The following is a 21679-nucleotide window of genomic DNA, read 5'->3' as shown; positions in this document are numbered from 1 at the left end:
TTTCAACAATCCACCCAAAGTCTCCAGATGCATTGGCTGCCCCGCTCGCCTGGCCGGGCAACAACCAGCGCGAGTCGCGGTTGGTGGCGGTGTTCATGTTGGTGCGGCCAGGACGACGTCACGTCTTCGAGCTCGGCGGGAATGCAAGCGCACCATAAGGTGCCGTTACGCGGCGTGTGAGAGCTTGCCTTGCACCATCTTTGCGCAAGAAGGGATCCGTGCCATGTCCGCACAGCATCGTGGCCGGTATGGGGGTTACCGGCGACGTCCCAATCCAATGCCGGTGCCGCCGAAGACCGGTCGGACGCGCAACAGCCGGTATCGCGTGCGACCCTCGTCGCCTCCACGACCACCGCCACCGTCGACCTCGTCGCATGGCGACTACCAGGAGGTGCCATCACGATGGCGTCGACTGATCCCCGGGCAACGGTGGCGCGAGCGTCTTGAGCGATATCTCTATCCACCTGCGGCACTGCTGGTTTCGCTGCCGACGATTGTGATCGCCGGGGTTGTCGTGTGCGCGCCTGGGTTATTGCTGGACTGGCAGGCTGCGGCATTTCTCGCGGCGGTCTGGCTGGTGTCCGGAGTTGCGGTCTTCATTCCGCAGGACACCGCGATGGTGGCCCGGGTGGCTTACCGGTTCCGGCGGCCGTCGCCGGACGAGGGCGGCATGCTGGAGTCCGCGTGGGGAACGGTCACCAGCGCGGCCAGTGTGGATGGTTCGGTCTACTCGCTGTGGGTACAGGATTCCAAGACAGTCAATGCGTTCGCCGCCGCGGGTCGCCTTGTCGGAGCGACCGATTGGGCAGTGTTCCGACTCCCCCCACGGCAACTGGAGGCGGTACTCGCCCACGAACTCGGTCACCATCTGGACGGCCCGCACTGGGTGCGCCTGCTCGCACGGTGGTATGGCCTGCCGTTCACGCTCATCTTCCGCCTCATCGGGCATGTCGTGATGGCTACCGTACTCTTCGTCCGGGTCGAGGCCGAACGGCGAGACTGGCAGGTCCCTGAGTGTGCCATGTTCGCATCCGTCATCGCTTGGGGGACTGGGCTACTCACTGTCTACCTGACTATCGGCGTGGTGTTGATCCTGCTGTTCGGCTGGCTCGGTGCGCTCGTCCTGGTCGTGCTACTCGTCGCTCAGCCGTTGGCCGAGGCGGCTCTGTCGCGGCTTGGCGAGACCCGGGCCGACAGGGTCGCGGTCGAGCTCGGATACGGCCAGGAGCTGTGCGAGGTCCTGCGGCAGTGGGCGGCCGAGCCGGCCGAGCCGACGTTGCCACCGATCGTCAACTGGCTCGACAGTCACCCGTCCACCGACCAGAGGATCGCAACGATCCGGGCCCGAATGGGCTGCCTACCTTGAGATCTGACGGACTCCGCACTATGGCCTGCGCATCTATTGAGAGTCCTGGCATCGGCGCTGGTGAGTTTGGTGCCGCGTTCGACGCAGCGGTGGACCGTCACATCGGGGCGACGGAACGAGAAGGCCCCGTCTCGCCTCCTCCTCGTGAAATGAACGTCGACATCGATGAGACCCGCAAGCAGGGGGCGTCGGGCTTCGCCGCTTCGAGATGATTGGCAAGCCGCCGAGCGACATCGCTGTGTTCCGCACTGCCGCACTTGGAGCGTATGACGTTCCCGTCGATGATTTCGATCAGTGTGCGCAGGGTGTCCGGGAGCTCGTCGTACTGCTTCTCGGTGAGCCCCAGCGCCCCGGGATCGTCGGCCCACATGGGCAATTCGGTCACCGGCAACCTCACTCGAAACGGGATGTCAGGGCAAGGTCACCGTACGCGCCGGATCCCGGAACCCCGGGGATGCTCGGGCGCCGTACTCGGCTCATGGCGGTCGAGTCATAGTGCGACGCGTTATGGTTCTGGCCAGACACGCGGACGTGATGGAGGGAAAGTGGCGGGGCAGGTCGAGGCGGCGGCGGTGAGCGTCGGGCTCGGGATCGACACCCGGGTTACATTGGTGGCAGCGGGGTTGCTGTTCGTTTTGGCGCTGCTGCTGGGGGTGTGGAAATACCAGCAGGTCCGTGCTTCTCCGGATGCGAGTGCACATGTGTACGTTGATATCGCACATCGGGCGACACTGCTGTACTCGTTCGCAACGCTGCTCCTTGCGGTATTCACCGAGCTGAGTGCCTGGTCGACGGCGGTGAATCTGACTGCGGATCTGGTGATTATGTTCTTCTTCGTCGCGGCGATCGCGACGTACATCTATCACGGGTGGCGACGCGATACCACGAATCAGTTTCATGGACAGACCGACAAGCTCGGCACTCGAATCTCGATGGGGTTGCTGATCGTGGGTGAGGTCGGTGGATTCCTGGTGCTGTTCAGCGGGTTTCTCGCCGGGCAGTTTTGACGGCTACGGACACAGCGCATCGCCTACCAGGCCGGTGATGTCCGGCTCGGTGTCCGGGGAGTCGTTCATCGCGATGGTCACGGCGCGGCCCTCCCGGGTGGCGCCGGAAATGGTGAGGTAACCGGCGATCTCGCCGACATGGCCGAAGTACTGTGCGCCGCAGGGAAGTTGGATCGCGCCGATGCCGAGACCGTAGTCGAGGGCGCTGTCCGGGGAACGGGGCGGGATTGTCAGCATGTCGTGCAGCTGCCCGTCGGCGACGATCTTCCCGGCGAGCAGGGCCATGAAGAAGCGGTTCAGGTCATTTCCGGTGGAGATCAGTCCGCCTGCCGACCACCCCACCGACGGCTCGGAGCGGGTGACGTCGGTGGGGTGGTCGCCGACGAGGGTGTAGCCCTGCGGGTGCGGGCCGCGGAAGCCGGTCTCGCCCGGGCCGGGCAGATAGGTGTCGGCGAGCTGATTCGGCGTGGTGATGCGGCCCGCTAATTCCTCGGAATACGTTCTGCCCGTCGCCTTTTCGACCAGCATGCCCGCGACGATGAAATTGGTATTGGTGTACTTGAACCGCTCCCCCGGCGCGAACTGCGCGGGTCGGCGCAGCGCGATCGCGATCTCCTCGGCGGGAGTGAAGGTGCGGCCCCCGGCCGCGGCGCGCACTTCGTCGAGTTCGGGGTCATCGGAGAGCTCCGGCAGTCCGCTGCGGTGTTGCAGGATCTGGCGCACCGTGATCGAGCGCCCGTCCACCCCGGTGCCGCGCAGCAGTCCCGGCAGGTAGCTGTCCACGGGTTCGTCCAGGCGCAGCTTCCCCTCCGCCACCAGCTGCATGATGAGTGCCGCCGCAAAGGTTTTGGAGATACTGCCGACCCGCACCTGCTGCGGCGGGGCCATCGGAATCGGCGCCCGGCTGATGCGGTCCCCGACCCCGGCGGTGAGGGTGATGGTCTGGCCGTTCTCGGTGAGGGTCGCGATCACCCCGGTGGTCCCGGCCCGCACCAGCCCGTCGATGTCGTCGCGAATCCGCTCGACTCGCTTGGGCGACACCGCCATCGGGGTGGTGGAGACCAGCTGCGGCACCGAGGTCGTCACACTCCCGCATCCCGCGGCCCCCACCAGCGCCAGCACCGTGACCGTCAGCCCGATTCGCATATCTCGATGGTAGGGACGACCGCGGACCGGGACATCCGGACAACCCCTGAGACCGTCCCTGAGAATCTACCCGGATACCGGCGCGGCCTTCGGAATTCGCGCTGCCAAGCCCAGCACACCGGCTGCCAGCGAAGCGCCGGCGATTACGTACCAACCGTGCTGGAAGGCGTCGAGGGTCGACCGGGCGCCGGAGGGTGTACCCAGCACCGCCACCAGAACCGCCACACCCACGGCCATTCCGAGCTGCCGCGCCATGCTCAGCACCGCCGACCCGGTCGCGAACTGCTGTGACGGCAGCCCTGCCGTCCCGGCCGCCACACTGGTCGGCATGGTCAGGCCGACGCCCAGACCGGTCACCAGCATGCCGCCGAGCAGCCCGGTCGGATAGTCCGGCTGCAGCGTGATCGCCTGCGCCCACCAGACGATTCCGGCCGCGAACGACACCCCACCCAGCGCGAGCACCGGCCCGACACCGATCCGGGCGATCAGCCGGCCCGCCGACACCGCCACCAGCGGCACGATCAGCGGCCCGGGCGCGATCCCCAGCCCGGTCCGCAAGGCCGACCATCCCCACACGTTCTGCATCCACAGCACCGCCGACAGCAGCATCCCAGCGAACGCGATATTGAACAGCAGCGAATTGCCGAGCATGAGCGCGAAATTCGGCACCCGCAGCAGTCCCGGATCGACGACGGGACTGTGATGGCGGCGCGACGAGACCACGAACGCCACCGCGAACACAGCGGTCGCCGCGAATGCGCCGATGACACCGGGCGATCCCCACCCCCAGTCCTCGCCCTTGACGACGGCCAGAATCAGCGACGCCACCGAACCGATCAACATGAGCGCGCCGACCCCGTCCGGCATCGATCCGCCCGTGCCATTCGGCCGTGGCAACAGCCGCGCTCCCAGCACCAGCGCGATGATCCCCAGCGGCACATTCACCAGAAACACCCAGCGCCAATGCAGTTCGACCAGCAGTCCGCCGATCACCGGCCCCAGCGCCGCGCCCAGACCGCCGAACGCCACCCACAGTCGCACCGCCGTCGCCCGACGCTCGGCCGGTGTCGCGGCCAGCAGCAGGCCCAGCGAGGACGGTGTCAGCAATGCCGCGCCCGCCGCCTGCAGGACCCGGAAGGCCACCAGTGCACCGGTATTCCACGCCACCGCGCACAGTGCCGACCCCAGCACGAAGACGCCCAGCCCGGTCAGGAACGCGGTCTTGTTCCCGTTCCGGTCACCCAGACGTCCGGCGGGAACCAGCAGCGCCGCGAACACGATCGAATACGCGTTGAGCACCCACGACAGTCCCGTGATCCGGGCTCCCGAGAAGTCCTGCGCGATCCGCGGCAGCGCCACATTGACGATGAACAGGTCCAGGCTGGACAGCAGCACCGCCACCGCGACGATCCCGAGCACCACTCGCGGATCGACGGCCCGCCGCTCCTCCTGCACGACAGCGGTGTTCATCGTTCTTCCCCCTGCGTCCGGCCGTCGGCCCGAGTGAGTTTCTTCATGAGACGGACCATAGGCGAGTGAGTCTCTTCAAGCAACCGACTATGCTGGGGTCATGCGGCGAACCAGCTTCGAGGACATGAACTGCTCCATCGCCCAGTGCCTGGAGGTGGTGGGCGAATGGTGGACCCTGCTCATCGTCCGTGACGCCCTCTTCGGCATCACCCGCTTCGACGACTTCCGCTCCCGCCTCGGCATCGCCCGCAACGTCCTCACCCAGCGCCTGGAACACCTTGTTGCCCAAGGCATCCTGGATAAGACGCCCTACCAGGACAACCCGGTCCGCTACGACTACCTGCTCACCGACAAGGGCCGTTCCCTCTGGACGATCCTGGCCGCCATGCGCCAATGGGGCGACGAATGGGCCGCCCCCGACGGCCCCCCGATCGAATCCGTCCACAAATCCTGCGGCCACACCATGACCGTCCAACCCGTTTGCTCCGAATGCGGCGATCACCTCACCGTCAAGGACCTACGCCCCCAACTGGGCCCCGGCGCACATGACCCATCCCTGCTGCCCGGTCGTGACTGAGGCGGACTCGGTTCGGAACAGGGGAGCGAGGTTCGGTGCGTGCGCACATGCGCGATCCCGACCTGTCACCGGAATCCACCAGTACCGTGACCCGGCAGCGGCAGCCCACCGATTTTTGTCCGATTGGGGCCTGGTCATTGGCCGGTTTCAAGTCCGGCTCCCCGGCTGCGGGCCGGTACAGCTTCACCTTGTTGATCAGCTTGATCCGCGGCGGCCTCTCGAACCCCAGCAGCTTCGTGATTCCGAACTCGATCTCCGATTTACCGTGCCGGTTGTCTGAAGCCGACCACGGTGCGCCACAGTCGATCTCAGGCAGAACGGACTGTGTTCACCGGCTGGCCGGTGGCCTCGGCGATGCGGGGTAGTTCGGCGGTGATCTGGGTGATGGGGACGGGTGTGCTGTCGAACATGGACACGGTCAGGTCGCCTTTGTCGAGGTCCCAGGTTCCGGTGATCCGGCCGCCGGTCAGGACGAGTGGGGAGATCCAGCCTGCGGTGCGGCTGACCTTGGCGCGGTGGTCGCCGGGAAGGAGGGCGGTGTCGCCGGTGCCGGGGCCCAGGACGTACTGGTCGAATTGGCCGAGGAGGTGGACTGCGGAAGTTGGTTTGGTCCTGGCGAGTTCGTCGAGGTGGGCCGTGAGGAAGTAGCCGGGGCGGCCCTCGACTTCGATCTCCGTCAGCTCCTCACCGAGGTTCGAGAACCAGCGGCGCACAGTTGGTTTGCTCAGGAAGCCACGTATCAGCCAGGTATTGAAGATTTCCGGGGTGGCGGGGCCGTAGGCGCCGAGGTAGGCACGGATGATGGTGGGCGCGGCGGCATCCGGGTCGGGGATGCCGGACCAGCCGGGGATGACGTGCGCGGGATTGGTGAAGGTGACCGACGTGCCGCGGGCCGGGCCGTGGCACAGTGCGCCCTGCCAGGCCAGGGGCTTCAGCATCGAACCCCAGCCGGAGCGCAGATGGTCCTCCAGCGGCTGGAATCGCCGCTCGGCGATCAGCTCCGTGACCAGTTCGTCGCGAGTCAGCACGCGCCCGTCGAGAATGTCACCGACCGCCTTGACCAGCGCCGCCACATCATCCGGTGTCGCCCCGGAAGCCCTGGTCCACGCGGGCTTCTCCCACGTGCGTGCCGAGGCCATGAGCGACAACGCCGCGGCCCCCTGCTCCGGAGCGAGCGCGTGCAGCGTGCCACGCATGGCCCAGGTCTTCATCAGCGCGCCCTCCCCCAGCGCCGCCACCACCGCACCGGGCCCACCCGCCGAACGTCGCAGCGCCACAGCGGTTTCCGCCGCCGACGTCACCTGCGCCTGCACCCCGCACAGCCGCTCGACCACGGCCACGGCATCGCCCTTCGTCCGCGGATCCACGAACTGCCGCCGCACCCGCCAGCTGAACACCTGATCCCACGAAACCCGCACAACGCCTCCCCCGCACCCGCTCCGTACGCCAGCCGCACGACGGCCCCAGCTTACGGCCGACCCCCGACACGATCGGCCATCTCCGCTGCGCCGCCGCCCTTCCGGCGCAACGTCCTCCGAGGCCATCCTGTCGGACACGACGCGTGGGAACCGCTCAGCTGATTGCGGCCGAGCGGTCTAGGTCATCCTCGATGCTGCCGTTCGGCCGGCGGCGACAACGGGCCTGCGGCACCGATTCGGGCACGGGTCTCAGAGGCGTTCGATGATGGTGGCGTTGGCCAGCCCGCCCGCCTCGCACATGGTCATGAGGCCGTAGCGGCCGCCGGTCTGTTCGAGGTGGTTGAGCATGGTGGTGAGGATGCGGGTGCCGGAGGCGCCGAGGGGGTGGCCCAGGGCGATGGCGCCGCCGCGCGGGTTGAGCTTGGCCGGGTCGGCGCCGAGCTCGTGTGCCCAGACCAGCGGCACGGGTGCGAACGCCTCGTTCACCTCGTAGACGTCGATGTCGTTGATGGACAGTCCCGCTCGCGCCAGCGCCTTGCGGGTGGCGGGGATGACGGCGGTGAGCATGAGCAGCGGGTCGTCGCCGGTGACCGCGAAGGAGTGGAAGCGGGCGCGCGGCTTCAGGCCGAGCTGGGCGGCCTTCTCCTCACTCATGATGAGCGCCGCCGACGCGCCATCGGTGAGGGGCGAGGAGTTGCCGGGGGTGATGGACCATTCGATTTCGGGGAACCGGGCCTTGAACTCGGCATCCACGAAGGCGGGCTTCAGCCCGGCCAAGCCCTCGACGGTGGTGCTGGGCCGGATGGTCTCGTCGGCGGTGAGCGATCCCGCCGGGACCAGTTCGTTGTCGAAGCCTCCGGATGCCGCGGTGGCGGCGGCCAAATGGTGTGAGCGCGCGGCGAATTCGTCGAGCGCGGTCCGGTCGAACTTCCAGCGCGCGGAGATCACCTCGGCGGAAATGCCCTGCTGCACAAGCCCGTCCGGATATCGGTGCGCGATCGGCCCGCGGTTGGCGTCGCGGCCCTGGGCGTTGGAGAACATCGGCACCCGCGACATGGATTCCACGCCGCAGGCGATGGCGATGTCATAGGCCCCCGCGATGACGCCCTGCGCCGCGAAATGGGCGGCCTGCTGAGAGGATCCGCACTGCCGATCCACCGTCGTGGCGGGCACCGCTTCGGGGAAGCCGGCCGCGAGCACCGCGGTGCGGGAGATATTGAAGGCCTGCTCGCCACTCTGCGTGACGCAACCGCCGATCACATCGTCAACCAGCGCGGGATCGATCCCGGTGCGCTCCACCAGGCTGCCCAGTACGCCCGAGAGCAGCGTCGCCGGATGCACATCCGACAGGCCGCCACCGGTTTTCCCCTTCCCGGAGGGGGTGCGGACAGCGTCGACGATGACGGCGGAGGTCATGACTTCTCCTTGTTCCCACTGGGCATTCCAGTTGCGAATTCCGGTTAACATAAGCACTGTACCGCACCAACGGCGCGGCGTCACCGGCGCGGATTTTCACCTCCGGGCCGGCCTGTTGTGGATTGCTAGCCTGTTGCTGTGACTGCGGCAGGCAAGCAACCCCACGAGCCCTTCTGGGATCTCGAGATGCGGCTGTCGGCGGTGCTGTCGCTGCTGGCGGGATTCATCGGCGCGGCCGCGTACACCCACTCGGAGGGCTATTTCATCACCTTCATGACCGGCAATACGGAACGCGCGATTCTCGGCAACTTCGTCGGCGACTACATCCTCGCCATCGGCGCGGCCTCGATCATCGCCTGCTTCCTGGCCGGTGTGTTCATCGCCTCGATCTGCCGCCGGTACTGGTGGACCAACCATCCGCACGGCGCGACCATGCTCACCACCGGCGCTCTGCTGCTCGCGGCCATCGCGGACGCCGTGCTCGCCGAGCGCATCATCGGCTTGGTCCCGATCCTGTTCGTGTCCTTCGGCATGGGCGCGCTCAACACCTCCTTCGTCAAGAACGGCGAGGTCTCCATTCCGGTCAGCTACGTCACCGGCACCTTGGTGAAACTCGCGCAGGGCATCGAGCGGCACGTCTTCGGTGGCGGCACTGTCCGTGACTGGCTCGGCTATGCGACGCAATATGTTTCGTTCAGCACGGGCGCGCTCATCGGTGGCCTGGTGTCGCTGGTGGTGAACGGTTCCTCGATGCTCAATGCCGCGGTCGTCGGTTCGCTGCTGGTCGCCGGATATACCTGGCGGGCCGACATTCGCTGGGTGCGGCGCATCGCGCGCCTGAGCGCCGACGACGATTGAGTCATGTCACAGCCGCGCAACACTTGGCTAATTGAACGCAAACGGCACGAACTGGTCATATTCTGCTGAACATGACAACCAGCAAAGAGGGAGTTTACGAAGGGCCGGTTCATGCGCTGGCCCGCAGTGCGTGGCAGTCGATCCTGGTCACCGGCCTTCTCTCGGTGGTGCTGGGCATCCTGGTGCTGGTATGGCCCGGACCCACCCTGGTCGTCGCCGGTGTCCTGTTCGGCATCTACCTGCTCGTATCCGGTGTTTTCCAGCTGATCGCGGCCTTCGGTCTGCACATCAGCACCTGGATGCGCGTGCTGTCCTTCATTACCGCCATCCTGTCGTTCATTCTGGGTTTCTTCTGCTTCCGGAACGAGTTCCAGGCCATCGGCCTGCTGGCGCTGTGGATCGGCATCACCTGGATCTTCCGCGGCACCGCGGTACTGGTGGCCGCGATGTCCGATGCCGCCCTCCCGGCCCGCGCCTGGCAGATCCTGTTCGGCATCCTGCTCATCGTCGGTGGTGGTCTGCTGATCGTGGAGCCGTTCCGCTCGATCACAGCCCTGGTCGTGGTGGTCGGCTGCTGGCTGATCGCCATCGGCGTCTTCGAGGTGATCTCGGCCTTCCAGGTGAAGAGCCGCGCCAAGGATCTGCCCACCGCCGTCTGACCGGTTCGATCCGCGTAACCCACGGCGGTCGCCATCCCCGGGCGGCCGCCGTTTCTCGTGCGGCACAACCCGGATCAGCGCAGCCGCTTGGGCCGCTTGTCCATCAGCCGCAGGATCAGCGGCGTGAAGATGAGCTGCATCGCCAGGTCCATCTTTCCGCCCGGCACCACGATGCTGTTGGGCCGCGACATGAACGAATCGTGCAGCATGGACAGCAGATACGGGAAGTCGATGACCTTCGGATCGGCAAAGCGGATCACCACGAAACTCTCGTCCGCGGTCGGAATGGTCCGGGCGGTGAAGGGATTCGAGGTGTCCACCGTGGGCACCCGCTGGAAGTTCACATAGGTCCGCGAGAACTGCGGGCAGATGTGCTTCACGTAGTCGGGCATGCGCCGCAGAATGGTGTCGATGATGGCCTCGCTGGAGTAGCCGCGTTCGGTCTTGTCGCGGTGCACCTTCTGAATCCACTCCAGATTGATAATGGGAACAACGCCCACCAGCAGATCGGCATAGCGGGCCACGTCGACCCCATCGCCGATCGCCGCCCCGTGCAGGCCCTCGTAGAACAGCAGATCGCTGCCCGGGGACAGCTCCTCCCACGGAGTGAACGTGCCCGCCGGCTGCCCGAAGGGTTTGGCCTCGTCGTCATCGTGCAGGTAGCGCCGCACCGCGCCCACACCGGTCTCCCCGTACTCGCGGAACAGCGACTCCAGTTCGGTGAGCAGGTTCGCCTCCGGCCCGAAGTGCGAGAAGGTCAGGTTGCGCTGCTGTTCGGCCTCGGCCATGGCCAGCTTCATCTCGTTGCGGTCGTAGCGATGGAACGAATCCCCTTCCACGATGGCCGCGCTGATTCCCTCGCGGCGGAATATCTCCTGGAAGGTTCGCGTGACGCTGGTCGTCCCCGCACCGGACGACCCGGTGATCGCGACCACGGGATGTTTGACCGACATGGCACCTCCTCGATTGCCGGACAACAGCTTTCACCCGGCCGCTCAGTGCCGGGACGCGCGGAACAGGGAGCGGGAACCGAAAAGTGAAGCGTCGAAACTGGGCCCCTCCTCTGGTTCGCGGTGATAGCGCTCGATCCGCTCGACCTCGTTGCGGGAGCCGAAGATGAACGGGATTCGCTGGTGCAGCTCCTCGGGCCGCACATCGAGCACCCGCTCATGCCCGGTGCTGGCCGCGCCCCCGGCCTGTTCGACGATGAAGGCGATCGGATTGGCCCCGTACAGCAGCGAGACCCGGCCCGGGCGTTCGGGATTGCGCGTATCGCGCGGATACATGTAGAGCCCGCCGCGGGTCAGGATGTGGAAGGTGTCGGCCACCAGTGACGCGACCCAGCGCATATTGAAATCCCGTCCGCGCGGGCCGTCCACGCCTTCGAGACATTCGTGGACATAGCGGCGGACGGGGCGTTCCCAGAACCGCTCATTGGCGGCATTGATCGCGAAACCGGAAGTGTCGTCGGGGATTCGCATGCGCGGATGGGTGAGGACGAACGCGCCCACCTCGCGGTCCAGCGTGAACCCGTCCACCCCGTTGCCGGTGGTGAGCACCAGCATGGTCGCGGGCCCGTACAGCGTGAACCCGGCGCACACCTGCTGCACGCCCGGCTGCAGGAAGTCGGTGCCGGCGGCCTCGCGCCCGTCCTCCGGAGCGCGCAGCACGCTGAAGATCGTTCCCACCGGCAGATTCACGTCGATATTGCTGGATCCGTCCAGCGGATCGAAGGCCAGCAGATACTTTCCGCGCCGGTACTCGGTCGGCACCTGATGGCACTCGCGCATCTGTTCGGACACCAGCGCCGCCAGCGGTCCGGTCCACTGGCTCTCGGCCACCATGATGTCGTTGGCGATGGCATCCATCTTCCGGTGCACGGTGACCGGCAGATTCTCGGCATCGGAAGCGCCCAGGGAGCCGACGATCGCTCCCCGGGTCACTTGATTCCCGATGATCTTGGTTGCGGTGGCGAGCACGTTCAGCAGCGCCGAGAACTCCCCGGACGATCCGGGATGCCGGTGCTCCTGCTCGATGGTGTAGCGGGTGAGGGTCTTCAATCCTTCGGGCACAATCGCTCTCAATTCGTCATGGAGGGGCCCCCTCGTCGGCGAGGGCGTCCGCGAACACGCTGCTGCCGAGGACATCGCTGTCCGTCAGGGTGATCAGATCCGTGCGACCGACCGGCCGGTGCAGTTCGACCAGGCGTTTGGCCTGCCGCAGCCGGCAGCGTTCGAGGGCATTGCGCACGCTGCGGGCATTGGCGAAGCGGGGGCGGGCCATGCGCAGCTTCAGATAGCGCGAGAAAGCCTGTGCGGCTTTCGGATCGAAGCGGAAGTTCTCCTGGCGCACCATGAGTTCGGCGATGGCCATGAGCTCGTCGTGGGTGTAGTCGGGGAACTCGATGTGGTGGGCCACCCGGGAGGACAGGCCGGGGTTGGCGGAGAAGAAGGTCTCCATGCGGTCCGGGTAGCCGGCGAAGATGACAACCAGGCTGGTGCGCTCGTTCTCCATCTCCTGCAGCAGGATCTCGATGACCTCCTGCCCGTAGTCGCGCTCGTTCTCGGGGCGGAACAGGTAGTAGGCCTCGTCGATGAACAGCACTCCCCCGGCTGCCTTCGCCAGGGCCTCCTTGGTCTTGGGTGCGGTGTGACCGATGAACTGGCCGACCAGATCATCACGGGTGACGGTGTGCACCTTGGGTTTCCGGATGTACCCGAGGGCGTGCAGCATTTCGGCCATGCGCAGGGCGACCGTGGTCTTCCCGGTGCCGGGCCCGCCGGTGAAGCTCATGTGCATGGTCGGGCGGGTAGCCTGGAGCCCGAAACGCTGACGAGCGCGATCGATCAGCAGCAATGCGGCGATTTCCCGCACGCGGCGTTTGACGTTCGCCAGACCCACCAGTTCCGCGTCGAGGCGGGCGAGAGTGTCCTCGACGTCCTTGCCCGCGACATCCGTCGACAGATCCAGCAGGGCGTCGTCGGCCAGCATCTCAGGTGGGCCGGAAACGGGGCGGTGCAGGTGGTCGGCCGCCGAATCCTCCGGTCGGGGAGGACCATCGGCGGCCGTACCGCGCACCGGTGCGGGGCTCGTGACCCCGGGCCGATGCATCTGGAACCCGCCCGCCGGGCGGCCGGCTGCAGGCTGCCGGCCGCCCGGTATCGCGGGGCGTTCCGCGCTCACGATATCCTCCCGTTCCGAAAGCTGTTCAGCCGCCGTACCTTTGGCCCGGACGGTCGTCGAGTGCGTAGGCGTGGAAGCCGTAGTGCTGGCGGCGATCGTCGCACTCGGTGCGGTCGAGGCGGAAACCGGGCTCGTGGGCGGGGCGCTGTACAAGGAAGCTCAGCGCCGTGGTCTGCCGGCCATAGGAGGCGTCGTAGGCGTTCACGCGAATGTAGCAGCGCGGGAACGTGGCCCGGCAGGCGTTGATCTCAGCGAGCACCCCGTCGGGCTCGTCCAGATCGAACAGCGGCAGACCCCACATCTCCCAGTAGTTGTTACGCGGGTGCGGATCGTCGGTGTACTCGATGGACACCGGCCAGTTGTTGAGCAGGGCGTAGCGGACCTGGGCGGCGATCTCGGCGTCGTCGAGGTCCGGCAGGTGCGAGAAGGTGCCTTGGCGCAGATGCATGGGGATTCCTCGACTTTCAGCGGGAGGCCGTCGGGACGGCGTCGGGGGCGTCGGTGGAGGTGTAGTCGAAGGTGACGTCACCCCAGGTGGCGAGCGCGACATCGAGCGGGCGGCAGATCTCGGCGGCGCGGCGCAGCACGTCCGGGCCCTCCTTGAGCAGATCGCGACCCTCGTTGCGCGCCTTGACCACTGCCTCGAGAGCGACGCGGTTGGCCTCCGCGCCCGCGGCGATGCCCAGCGGATGCCCGATGGTGCCGCCGCCGAACTGGAGGATGGCGTCGTCGCCGAACAGGTCCAGCAGCTGATGCATCTGGCCGGCGTGGATGCCGCCGGAGGCGACCGGCATGACACCGGGCAGGCTGGCCCAGTCCTGGTCGAAAAAGATGCCGTTGACGGGGTTCATCGGAATGTGGTTGTCGCGCAACGTGTCATAGAAGCCCTTGACCGTGTGCGGATCACCTTCCAGCTTGCCGATGACCGTACCCGCGTGCAGGTGATCCACGCCGATCAGCCGGCACCACTTGGCCAGGACCCGGAAGCTGACGCCGTGGGTCTTCTGCCGGGTGAAGGTGGAGTGCCCGGCCCGATGCAGGTGCAGCAGCATCCCATTGCGCCGCGCCCACTTCGACATGGACTGCATGGCGGTATAGCCGACCGTCAGGTCCATCATGATGATGCAGCTGCCGAGCGATTTCGCGAATTCCGCGCGCTCGTACATGTCCTCCATCGTGGCGGCCGTGACATTGAGATAATGCCCCTTCATTTCTCCGGTTTCGGCGATGGCGCGGTTGACGCCCTCCATCGCGAACAGGTAGCGGTCGCGCCAGCGCATGAACGGCTGCGAGTTGATGTTCTCGTCGTCCTTGGTGAAATCGAGTCCACCCCGGCAGGCCTCGTACACCACGCGGCCGTAGTTGCGGGCCGACAGGCCGAGTTTCGGTTTCACCGTGGCGCCCAGCAGCGGCCGGCCGTATTTGTTCAGATGCTCCCGTTCCATGACGATTCCGTGCGGCGGACCCTGAAAGGTCTTGACATACGCCACGGGAATGCGCATATCCTCCAGCCGCAATGCCTGCAGCGGTTTGAAACCGAATACATTGCCGATGACCGAGGAGGTGAGGTTCGTGATGGAACCCTCCTCGAAGAGATCGAGATCGTAGGCGACATAGGCGAAATACTCGCCCTTGCGCCCGGGCACCTCGTCGACGCGGTAGCACTTGCCCTGGTAGCGCTCGTGCGCGGTGAGCCGGTCGGTCCAGACCACCGTCCAGGTGGCCGTGGACGATTCACCCGCCACCGCCGCGGACGCCTCCACCGGATCGACGCCCCGCTGGGGCGTCACCCGGAAGACCGCCAGGACATCGGTGTCCTTGGGCTGATAGTCGGGAGCGTAGTATCCCATCGACGCGTACGACTGCACACCCGGATCCCACCGGCTGCGCTGATCATCGACAGATCCGGCCATCATTCCTCCTGCGAACCGGGTTGGGCGACTTGTGATTCCCAGGATGACGGCGCCGTTAACGACAAACAATTCGATTGTTTCTGTTCTCGCTCAACCTTTTCGTCAAGTTTGCTACCGTTGAGTATGGGTACGGTGAGCGCGGTGCGCATGGAAACCTTTCTCGCCGTTGCCAAGCACTCCAGCATTCGCCGCGCGGCGGCACAGTTGCACATCACCGAAGCGGCGGCCTCCGCGGCCGTAGCACACATCGAGAAACAACTCGGCGCGAAACTCGTCGCCAAATCCGGGCGGGGTATCGCGCTCACCGAGGCCGGGCGGGTCTACGCCGACTACTGCCGCAGCATCCTCGGTTTGATGAAGGAGGCGCACGCCGCGGTCCAGGAAGCCGAGACCGGCCGGTTGCGTATCGGCGTGGTAGCGACCGCCGGCGAATACGTGCTGCTCCGGCTGCTCGCGTCCTTCCGCATCCGGTATCCGGACATCGAACTGGGTCTGTCCATCCAGCCCCGCGACGTGCTGTACCTCGAATTGACCCACCACGAAACCGATCTCGTGATCGCCGGCCGCCCACCCCGCGACGCCGGGCTGGTCACCCGCGCCCGCCGCCCCTGTCAGCTGGTCGTGGTCGGCGCACCCGACGCCTGGCCGGACCCCTGTGAGGCCACCTGGCTGCTCCGCGGCAAAGGCTCCGGAACCCGCGACACCACCCTCGCCCTCTTCGACCGCCTCCAGATCCGCCCGCCCTCACTGACTCTCGGCACCCACGGCGCGGCACTGGCCGCCGCCCGGGAGGGACTGGGCATCACCCTCATCCACTCCGACGCCATCGCCACGGACCTCGCCGCTGGTCACCTGGAGGTCCTGCCGGTCGACGGCACCCCGCTCAACCGTCCCTGGCACGTCGTCACTACCCGTACACCCGCGCCGGCCGCTCGCCTGTTCCTGTCCCACATCACCGATCCGGACCGGGTCGGCGACAAGGCATTTCGCGGAGTCTGACCGCTGCTTCGAGCAGGAAGTGCTGACCGCCCACAGGCGGGTCACCAACCCATGCGGCTGTTGCCGGCCCAACAGACCCGACCGTCGCCATTCCGCACGCACGATAGCCACTCCGCCCATTCCCACCGGCGCCATTCGAAGACCGTCCGCATCGTCTCCCGGTCGCACCCGTGCGAGAAGCGCCCACCGCGTGACTGGATCGCCTGGCGACCTCTGCGCTACGCCCACGCCGTCGCTCTCGACTCATGGAGGCGGTCCATCGGCGCGCTTGACCTTGTCCCCGGGGACAGGGTTTACCGTCGGCGGGTGAGAATAGGGCAGGTTGCGCAGCTGGCGAAGGTGAGTCCGAAGGCGGTTCGACGCTACGAGGCAATGGGTTTGATCACACCGGGCCGTTCCGGCAACGGCTACCGCGAGTACTCCGAGCGCGACGCGCGGCTCGTGCGTGAGATCAAGGAGTTGAGCCGACTCGGGATTCCCGTCGATGAGACGCGGCCGTTTCTCGAGTGCCTCGCCTCGGGCGGAGAGCTTGTCGATGATTGCCCGGCGTCACTGGCGGAGTACCAGCGGGCCATCGATGAAATCGACTCGCGCATCACCGCATTGACTGAACGCAGGGGCGCGCTGGCGGCTCGATTGCGCGATGCCGCCTATCGCCACAGTCGGGTCACGCCGCCGGTGACCGACCTGCGAACACTGCCCGCGGACCTGCCGGTGCCCGAGGACGACGGCGCGGCGGCACACCTGCCCGGCACGAAACTGCCGGCGCTCGTACTCGACTGCACCGACGGGACCAAGGTTGATCTGGCCGCCTTGCCTGCGGGGCGGACGATCATCTACCTGTATCCACTCACCGGCCGGCCCGATACCGACATACCGCTCGGGTGGAACGAGATCCCCGGCGCACGTGGCTGCACCCCGGAGGCGTGCGGCTTCCGCGACCATCACAGTGAATTGCTGGCCGCCAGCGTCGCCCAGGTGCTCGGGCTGTCCAGTCAGGACACCGAATATCAGCGCGAGGTCGTCGACCGCCTGAACCTTCCGTTCGGATTGCTCTCCGACACCTCTTTCCGCCTGGCAGCCGAACTATCGCTGCCCACCTTCGAGTCGGGTGGCCGCGACCTCTACAAGCGTCTGACTCTCGTGATCCGGGACGGGGTCATCGAGCATGTCTTCTACCCGGTGTTCCCGCCGGACCGGCACGCGGATCAGGTGCTGGAGTGGTTGGCCGGGGTCGCCTCCGCTCGAGGCTGAAATTTCGGGATCTGTGGCACGGTGCCGGTATAGCCGCGGGTATAGCTGCACCACCACTCGTGAGTGGCATCGCCGGACGCGCAACGTTGACGGGTACGTGATTCGTCTTCCAGCTGCTTGCTCAGGGTGTGAACGTGAGCCGCGAGGCGACGGGCGATGTCGCCGTTGTGGCCGATCAGGCCGAGTGCGCCGGTCATGTTGCCATTGGCATCGCGAACGACGGCTGCCGAGCAACTCCAGCCCTCGATGACCTGTTCGGCCTCGGTGGCCAGGCCGGTGTCGCGGGCCTGGTTCAGCAGATATCGCAACCTGTTCCGATCGGTGATCGAGTATCTGGTCAGCGGGCGACAGCCCACGCCGAGCACATACTCGGCCTGGTCGGGATGGTGTGCGATCTGCAAGCGCCCGGCCGCGGTGAGAACAAGGCTGGTACCCAGGGCGGACATCGTGGGCCACCCCGAACCGGTGATCACCGATCCGTACTCCTGGCCGAAAACCGTTCCAGTAATGACCAATTCACCGTTGTGAACGGTCGCGAACCACGCCAGTTCGCCACGTGAGCGCAGGTGCAACTCCTGCAGGTACGGCTGGACGGTAGCCACCAGACCCAGGTTCAGCGCCGCGTGCATGCCCTGCTGGATCAATCGCTTGCCCGGTAGGTAGCCCTCCGGAGTGCTTGCCAGCATCTGGCGAGCCACCAAATCGTCGGCGATGCGCCGCACGGTCGATTTCGGAACCCCGGTCCGGCGGGTGAGTGCCGCAAGGGAGATCGGAGCGCCCGCGGCCTGTGTCACGGCATCGAGAATCGCGACCGCACGCCCGATCACGGTGTGATCATCCGTCATTGCTGTCCCCGAATTCGCAGGTCAACACAGCATAACAAGTCCAGTTGTCCGACATCGCCGATTGTTGTGCCACTCAGTGGCACGACCGTGGTGCATCTGCTCCGGCTCTCGATGCATGCTGGATCGGGGGTTCGAACCGGTGCTCGGGTTCGATACACAAGGCAGAGGAAATGACCGAACCTATTAAGATCAATCCACTGGACCCGAACCTCATCGTCAAATCGTGGTCATTGGCGGGCCGCGGTGAGCTGCAGGGCTGGAGCCCGGTCGGCGACCAGCAGTCAGCCAACGGCGGAATTTGGCAGGACTTCGATGAGGGGATGATGTGGGAAAAGGGGGACAAGATCGGAATACTCAGCGGGATGATACTCGACAAATACCGGGAATCCGGCGGTCCAACGGGTTTCCTGGGATTTCCGATCGACATCCGGGAGGCACCGACGCCCGACGGTATCGGCAGTTTCGTTCATTTCGAATACGGCGGTATCTACCTATACGTCTCCAGCATCGGAAACCTCAAATTGCCCGCGGTCCACGAAGTGCACGGCGCCATCTGGAAGAAGTGGTCCGACCAGGGGTGGGAGCAGGGTGATCTGGGCTACCCGACGTCGGACGAGCAAGCCGGACCGCGCGGCATCGGCCGAGCCAGCAGCTTTCAGCACGGTTGGATCTATTGGACTCCGGCCTCCGGCGCATTCGAGACCGTCGGCGGGGCAATTCCGGACCAGATCACCATCCCTTCCCGAACGCCGGGACAAGACGCCCTCGTTTTCAAAGACAACACTCCCGTGGGCGGTTGGGCCACGGTCACGCTCAATAGTGACGGCACATTCACATTCGCCGGACACCTCCACGATTCGGGCTTCCCGGATTACCAGGTGTCAGCGTCGTGCGCGGTGATCGCAATACACACCGGCACCGCATTCGTCCTCCAGCACAGCGGTTCGGTTTCCGGGGACAGCAGCATCCTCAGCGGATCGCGCGACATGGATTGGAATGACCACGGATCGAATCCGAATCTGACGGCGGCATGGCTCGATCTCAACGGCGCTAAAGAGGTGACATGGCGTCTCGACGCGAACACAACCCTGGCGAATTGGATCGAAATTATCAAAGAGGCGTACCCGTACGTGCAAACCGCCATCACCCTGGTCGGCCTCTGAACGGGACCAGCAGAATATAGGAGATCGAAAGAGGTCCTCAGCCGCAGTGGCTGAGGACCTCTCGTCATACAGCGGGTCAGCTTCGTTCGGGACCCGTCGACAATCTTCGGCTCGGGCACGGGCTGGGCGACGGCTTCGGTGGCGGGCTGAGCGTGCAGGCATTTTCGGTGGCCGCGAACCACCCGATCGACGGTGTCAGTGAGGTTGTAGCGCAGATGAAAGCGGTCGGCGACCTGGATGGCGTCCGGCGCGCCCCACCGGGCACCATCGGCATAACCGCCCGCACGGTCGCGGCAGATTACTAGATCCGTAGCGTCGGCCCGTGGCGGTCCCCTGCTCGATGCTCAGGTCGGCCAGATGCGGCAGCAGAACCTGAAGTGGAACGAATCGGCCAGAGGCTCGAGCGTCAGCGAGCCAACCGCGCAGTGAACCCACTTCGAACATCAGTGCAGTCGACTTCGAGCATCGACACGATTCCGGCGAGTGAGCCATCACACGATTTCGTTAGTTAGCGACATGCAACTATATTTAGGCGCTGTTCGTTCGTCGACTTGCGGGAGGCTCTGATGGCTGCGGCCCCTACCACCGGTTTGGATGCCGGTGACGTCCAGACCATTCGGAGACGCCTCCGGATCGAGCATGATCACCCCAAATACAAGTGGGTGGCGTTGTCGAACACGACGCTGGGCATGCTCATGGTGACGATCAACTCGTCGATCGTGACGATCTCGCTGCCGGACATCTTCCGCGGGATCGGGCTGAATCCGCTCGAGCCGGCCAATGTCAGCTACCTGCTGTGGCTGATGATGGGGTTCCTGCTGTCCTCGGCCGTGCTGGTGGTGATGTTCGGGCGGCTCGGCGACATGGTGGGGCGCGTCAAGATCTACAACTACGGGTTCGTGGTGTTCACCATCGCGGCCGTGGCCGTGTCGTTCGATCCGTACACACACGGCGGTGGCGCGGTGTGGCTGATCGCCTGGCGTGTGATCCAGGGTGTCGGCGGCGCCATGCTGATGGCCAATGCGGCCGCGATCCTCACCGACGCGTTTCCCGCCGACCAGCGCGGATTCGCGCTGGGCATCAATCAGGTTGCGGCCGTGGCCGGTTCGTTCCTGGGTCTGCTCATCGGCGGCGTGCTGTCGCAATGGGATTGGAAGGCCATCTTCTGGGTGAGCGTGCCGTTCGGCATTCTCGGCACCATCTGGTCGTATCGCTCGCTGCACGACAATGGCCAGCGCAGCCCGGGCTCGCTGGATCTGCCGGGCACCATCACCTTCGCGCTGGGTCTGACCGCACTGCTCACCGGCATCACCTACGGCATTCAGCCGCACGGGGATTCGAAGACCGGCTGGACCAACCCGTGGGTGCTGGGCGCAGTGATCGGCGGCATCGCGCTGCTGGTGGTGTTCTGCGTGATCGAGACCAAGGTCGCCCAGCCCATGTTCAATCTGTCGCTGTTCAAGAACCGGGCGTTCGCGTTGGGCAATGTCGCCGGGCTCATGTCGTCGCTGGGTCGTGGCGGTCTGCAGTTCATGCTCATCATCTGGCTGCAGGGCATCTGGCTGCCGCTGCACGGGTTCTCCTTCGAGCAGACCCCGCTGTGGGCCGGTATCTACCTGCTGCCGCTGACCGTGGGATTCCTTGTGGCAGGACCGGTTTCGGGCAAGCTGTCGGATAAGTACGGGGCGCGGCTGTTCGCCACCGTCGGCATGCTGATCACCGGACTGACGTTCGTGCTGCTGGTGGTGTTGCCCGTCGACTTCGACTACTGGGTCTTCGCGCTGGTCATCGCCCTCAACGGCCTCGGCTCGGGCATGTTCGCCTCGCCGAACACCGCCGAGATCATGTCGGCCGTGCCCGCGGCTCAGCGCGGTGTCGCCTCGGGCATGCGCGGCACGCTGTTCAACGGCGGTATGGCGCTGTCGATCGGCCTGTTCTTTTCGCTGATGATCGTGGGTCTGTCGAATACGCTGCCGGACGCCATGAATTCGGGTCTGCAGCAGCAGGGTGTGCCCGCGCACTCGGCGCAGGCGATCGCCGACCTGCCTCCGGTGGGCAGCCTGTTCGCCGCATTCCTGGGCTACAACCCGATCAAGGAATTGCTCGGTCCCAGTGGCACTCTGAATCAGCCCGGCGTGCACGGCGATGTGCTCACCGGCCAGGAGTTCTTCCCGCACTTGATTTCCGGCCCGTTCCACTCGGGTCTGGTCGTGGTCTTCCTGGGAGCCGCGATTATGATGCTGATCGGCGCGGTGGCCTCGTGGTTCGCCGGTAGCCCCACCGTCTCGGACGAGGCTGCCGAACTGCGTGAAGCCGTCCGCGAGGGAATCTGACCGGAGGAGATCACGCTGCCCGAGCCCACGAGCGTCGCCGACCCCGACCAGCTCACCGAAGCTGCCGACCTG

Annotated in this window: 21 protein-coding genes; 9 read left to right on the top strand and 12 right to left on the bottom strand. The window is 65.9% G+C overall.

Annotated features, from left to right (window positions below; genetic code table 11):
• Window positions 1-223 precede the first annotated feature (223 nt).
• The gene (locus ABZ909_RS39470) at window positions 224-1366 is read left to right on the top strand and encodes a M48 family metalloprotease (RefSeq protein WP_357010788.1); all 1143 of its coding nucleotides are present in this window, start codon (window positions 224-226) and stop codon (window positions 1364-1366) included.
• 97 nt (window positions 1367-1463) lie between these two features.
• Here the strand turns inward: ABZ909_RS39470 and ABZ909_RS39465 are convergent, their stop codons facing one another.
• A complete protein-coding gene (locus ABZ909_RS39465) occupies window positions 1464-1751 on the bottom strand; it encodes a hypothetical protein (protein ID WP_357010786.1) in 288 nt (95 codons plus the stop codon).
• Between the two features lie 187 nt (window positions 1752-1938).
• On the opposite strand from ABZ909_RS39465, the gene ABZ909_RS39460 reads away from it, so the two are divergent.
• On the top strand, window positions 1939-2373 hold the full coding sequence (locus tag ABZ909_RS39460; RefSeq protein ID WP_357010837.1) for a hypothetical protein: 435 nt from the start codon (window positions 1939-1941) through the stop codon (window positions 2371-2373).
• Window positions 2374-2376: 3 nt separating this feature from the next.
• Here ABZ909_RS39460 and ABZ909_RS39455 read toward each other — a convergent pair whose 3' ends face one another.
• Together ABZ909_RS39455 and ABZ909_RS39450 are read right to left on the bottom strand one after the other, a co-directional pair.
• Window positions 2377-3519, bottom strand: coding sequence for a serine hydrolase domain-containing protein (locus ABZ909_RS39455; protein ID WP_357010785.1), 1143 nt, complete (start codon window positions 3517-3519; stop codon window positions 2377-2379).
• 66 nt (window positions 3520-3585) lie between these two features.
• Window positions 3586-4989 (bottom strand): MFS transporter, encoded by a 1404-nt coding sequence (locus ABZ909_RS39450; protein ID WP_357010783.1) that lies wholly within the window; start codon window positions 4987-4989, stop codon window positions 3586-3588.
• A gap of 100 nt (window positions 4990-5089) precedes the next feature.
• Here ABZ909_RS39450 and ABZ909_RS39445 point away from each other — a divergent pair, with 100 nt between their 5' ends.
• Window positions 5090-5566 carry a helix-turn-helix domain-containing protein gene (locus tag ABZ909_RS39445; RefSeq protein WP_357010781.1) on the top strand — a complete coding sequence of 159 codons (477 nt, stop codon included), beginning with the start codon at window positions 5090-5092 and terminating at the stop codon, window positions 5564-5566.
• Here ABZ909_RS39445 and ABZ909_RS39440 read toward each other — a convergent pair.
• From ABZ909_RS39440 to ABZ909_RS39430, 3 genes are all read right to left on the bottom strand, one after another.
• Window positions 5499-5873: a Tn3 family transposase gene (locus ABZ909_RS39440; protein WP_357010835.1), complete on the bottom strand. Its 375-nt coding sequence runs from the start codon at window positions 5871-5873 to the stop codon at window positions 5499-5501. The genes ABZ909_RS39445 and ABZ909_RS39440 overlap by 68 nt on opposite strands.
• A 1-nt stretch (window position 5874) precedes the next feature.
• The gene (locus tag ABZ909_RS39435; protein ID WP_357010779.1) at window positions 5875-6984 is read right to left on the bottom strand and encodes a winged helix DNA-binding domain-containing protein; all 1110 of its coding nucleotides are present in this window, start codon (window positions 6982-6984) and stop codon (window positions 5875-5877) included.
• Between the two features lie 249 nt (window positions 6985-7233).
• Window positions 7234-8400: a thiolase family protein gene (locus tag ABZ909_RS39430; protein ID WP_357010776.1), complete on the bottom strand. Its 1167-nt coding sequence runs from the start codon at window positions 8398-8400 to the stop codon at window positions 7234-7236.
• Between the two features lie 186 nt (window positions 8401-8586).
• On the opposite strand from ABZ909_RS39430, the gene ABZ909_RS39425 reads away from it, so the two are divergent.
• Complete coding sequence (locus ABZ909_RS39425; protein ID WP_357010833.1) at window positions 8587-9258, top strand: YoaK family protein; 672 nt, start codon at window positions 8587-8589, stop codon at window positions 9256-9258.
• A gap of 71 nt (window positions 9259-9329) precedes the next feature.
• Window positions 9330-9917: an HdeD family acid-resistance protein gene (locus ABZ909_RS39420; protein WP_357010774.1), complete on the top strand. Its 588-nt coding sequence runs from the start codon at window positions 9330-9332 to the stop codon at window positions 9915-9917.
• 74 nt (window positions 9918-9991) lie between these two features.
• Here the strand turns inward: ABZ909_RS39420 and ABZ909_RS39415 are convergent, their stop codons facing one another.
• From ABZ909_RS39415 to ABZ909_RS39395, 5 genes are read right to left on the bottom strand one after another with little or no spacing between them, the layout of a single operon-like run.
• The gene (locus ABZ909_RS39415) at window positions 9992-10870 is read right to left on the bottom strand and encodes a phosphoribulokinase (protein ID WP_357010772.1); all 879 of its coding nucleotides are present in this window, start codon (window positions 10868-10870) and stop codon (window positions 9992-9994) included.
• A 42-nt stretch (window positions 10871-10912) separates the two neighbouring features.
• Window positions 10913-11989: a class 1 fructose-bisphosphatase gene (locus tag ABZ909_RS39410; RefSeq protein ID WP_354832763.1), complete on the bottom strand. Its 1077-nt coding sequence runs from the start codon at window positions 11987-11989 to the stop codon at window positions 10913-10915.
• Window positions 11990-12005: 16 nt separating this feature from the next.
• Window positions 12006-13100, bottom strand: coding sequence for an AAA family ATPase (locus ABZ909_RS39405; protein WP_357010770.1), 1095 nt, complete (start codon window positions 13098-13100; stop codon window positions 12006-12008).
• 25 nt (window positions 13101-13125) lie between these two features.
• Window positions 13126-13548 (bottom strand): ribulose bisphosphate carboxylase small subunit, encoded by a 423-nt coding sequence (locus ABZ909_RS39400; RefSeq protein ID WP_357010768.1) that lies wholly within the window; start codon window positions 13546-13548, stop codon window positions 13126-13128.
• Window positions 13549-13564: 16 nt separating this feature from the next.
• The gene (locus ABZ909_RS39395) at window positions 13565-15013 is read right to left on the bottom strand and encodes a form I ribulose bisphosphate carboxylase large subunit (protein ID WP_357010766.1); all 1449 of its coding nucleotides are present in this window, start codon (window positions 15011-15013) and stop codon (window positions 13565-13567) included.
• Between the two features lie 123 nt (window positions 15014-15136).
• Between ABZ909_RS39395 and ABZ909_RS39390 the strand changes: the two genes are divergently transcribed.
• Window positions 15137-16012: a LysR substrate-binding domain-containing protein gene (locus ABZ909_RS39390; RefSeq protein ID WP_357010764.1), complete on the top strand. Its 876-nt coding sequence runs from the start codon at window positions 15137-15139 to the stop codon at window positions 16010-16012.
• Window positions 16013-16318: 306 nt separating this feature from the next.
• Window positions 16319-17266 carry a redoxin family protein gene (locus ABZ909_RS39385; RefSeq protein ID WP_357010831.1) on the top strand — a complete coding sequence of 316 codons (948 nt, stop codon included), beginning with the start codon at window positions 16319-16321 and terminating at the stop codon, window positions 17264-17266.
• Here the strand turns inward: ABZ909_RS39385 and ABZ909_RS39380 are convergent.
• Window positions 17221-18111, bottom strand: coding sequence for an IclR family transcriptional regulator C-terminal domain-containing protein (locus tag ABZ909_RS39380; RefSeq protein ID WP_357010762.1), 891 nt, complete (start codon window positions 18109-18111; stop codon window positions 17221-17223). The genes ABZ909_RS39385 and ABZ909_RS39380 overlap by 46 nt on opposite strands.
• A gap of 170 nt (window positions 18112-18281) precedes the next feature.
• Between ABZ909_RS39380 and ABZ909_RS39375 the strand changes: the two genes are divergently transcribed.
• Window positions 18282-19274 carry a hypothetical protein gene (locus ABZ909_RS39375; RefSeq protein ID WP_357010760.1) on the top strand — a complete coding sequence of 331 codons (993 nt, stop codon included), beginning with the start codon at window positions 18282-18284 and terminating at the stop codon, window positions 19272-19274.
• 566 nt (window positions 19275-19840) lie between these two features.
• A complete protein-coding gene (locus ABZ909_RS39370) occupies window positions 19841-21607 on the top strand; it encodes an MFS transporter (RefSeq protein ID WP_357010758.1) in 1767 nt (588 codons plus the stop codon).
• Window positions 21608-21679: the final 72 nt, after the last annotated feature.

Origin of the sequence: Nocardia sp. NPDC046763 (assembly GCF_040645495.1) — a bacterium.
In the GTDB taxonomy this organism is placed as follows: domain Bacteria; phylum Actinomycetota; class Actinomycetes; order Mycobacteriales; family Mycobacteriaceae; genus Nocardia.
Note: the sequence above shows the minus strand (reverse complement) of the source record. Positions and strands in the feature narration are given on the sequence as shown.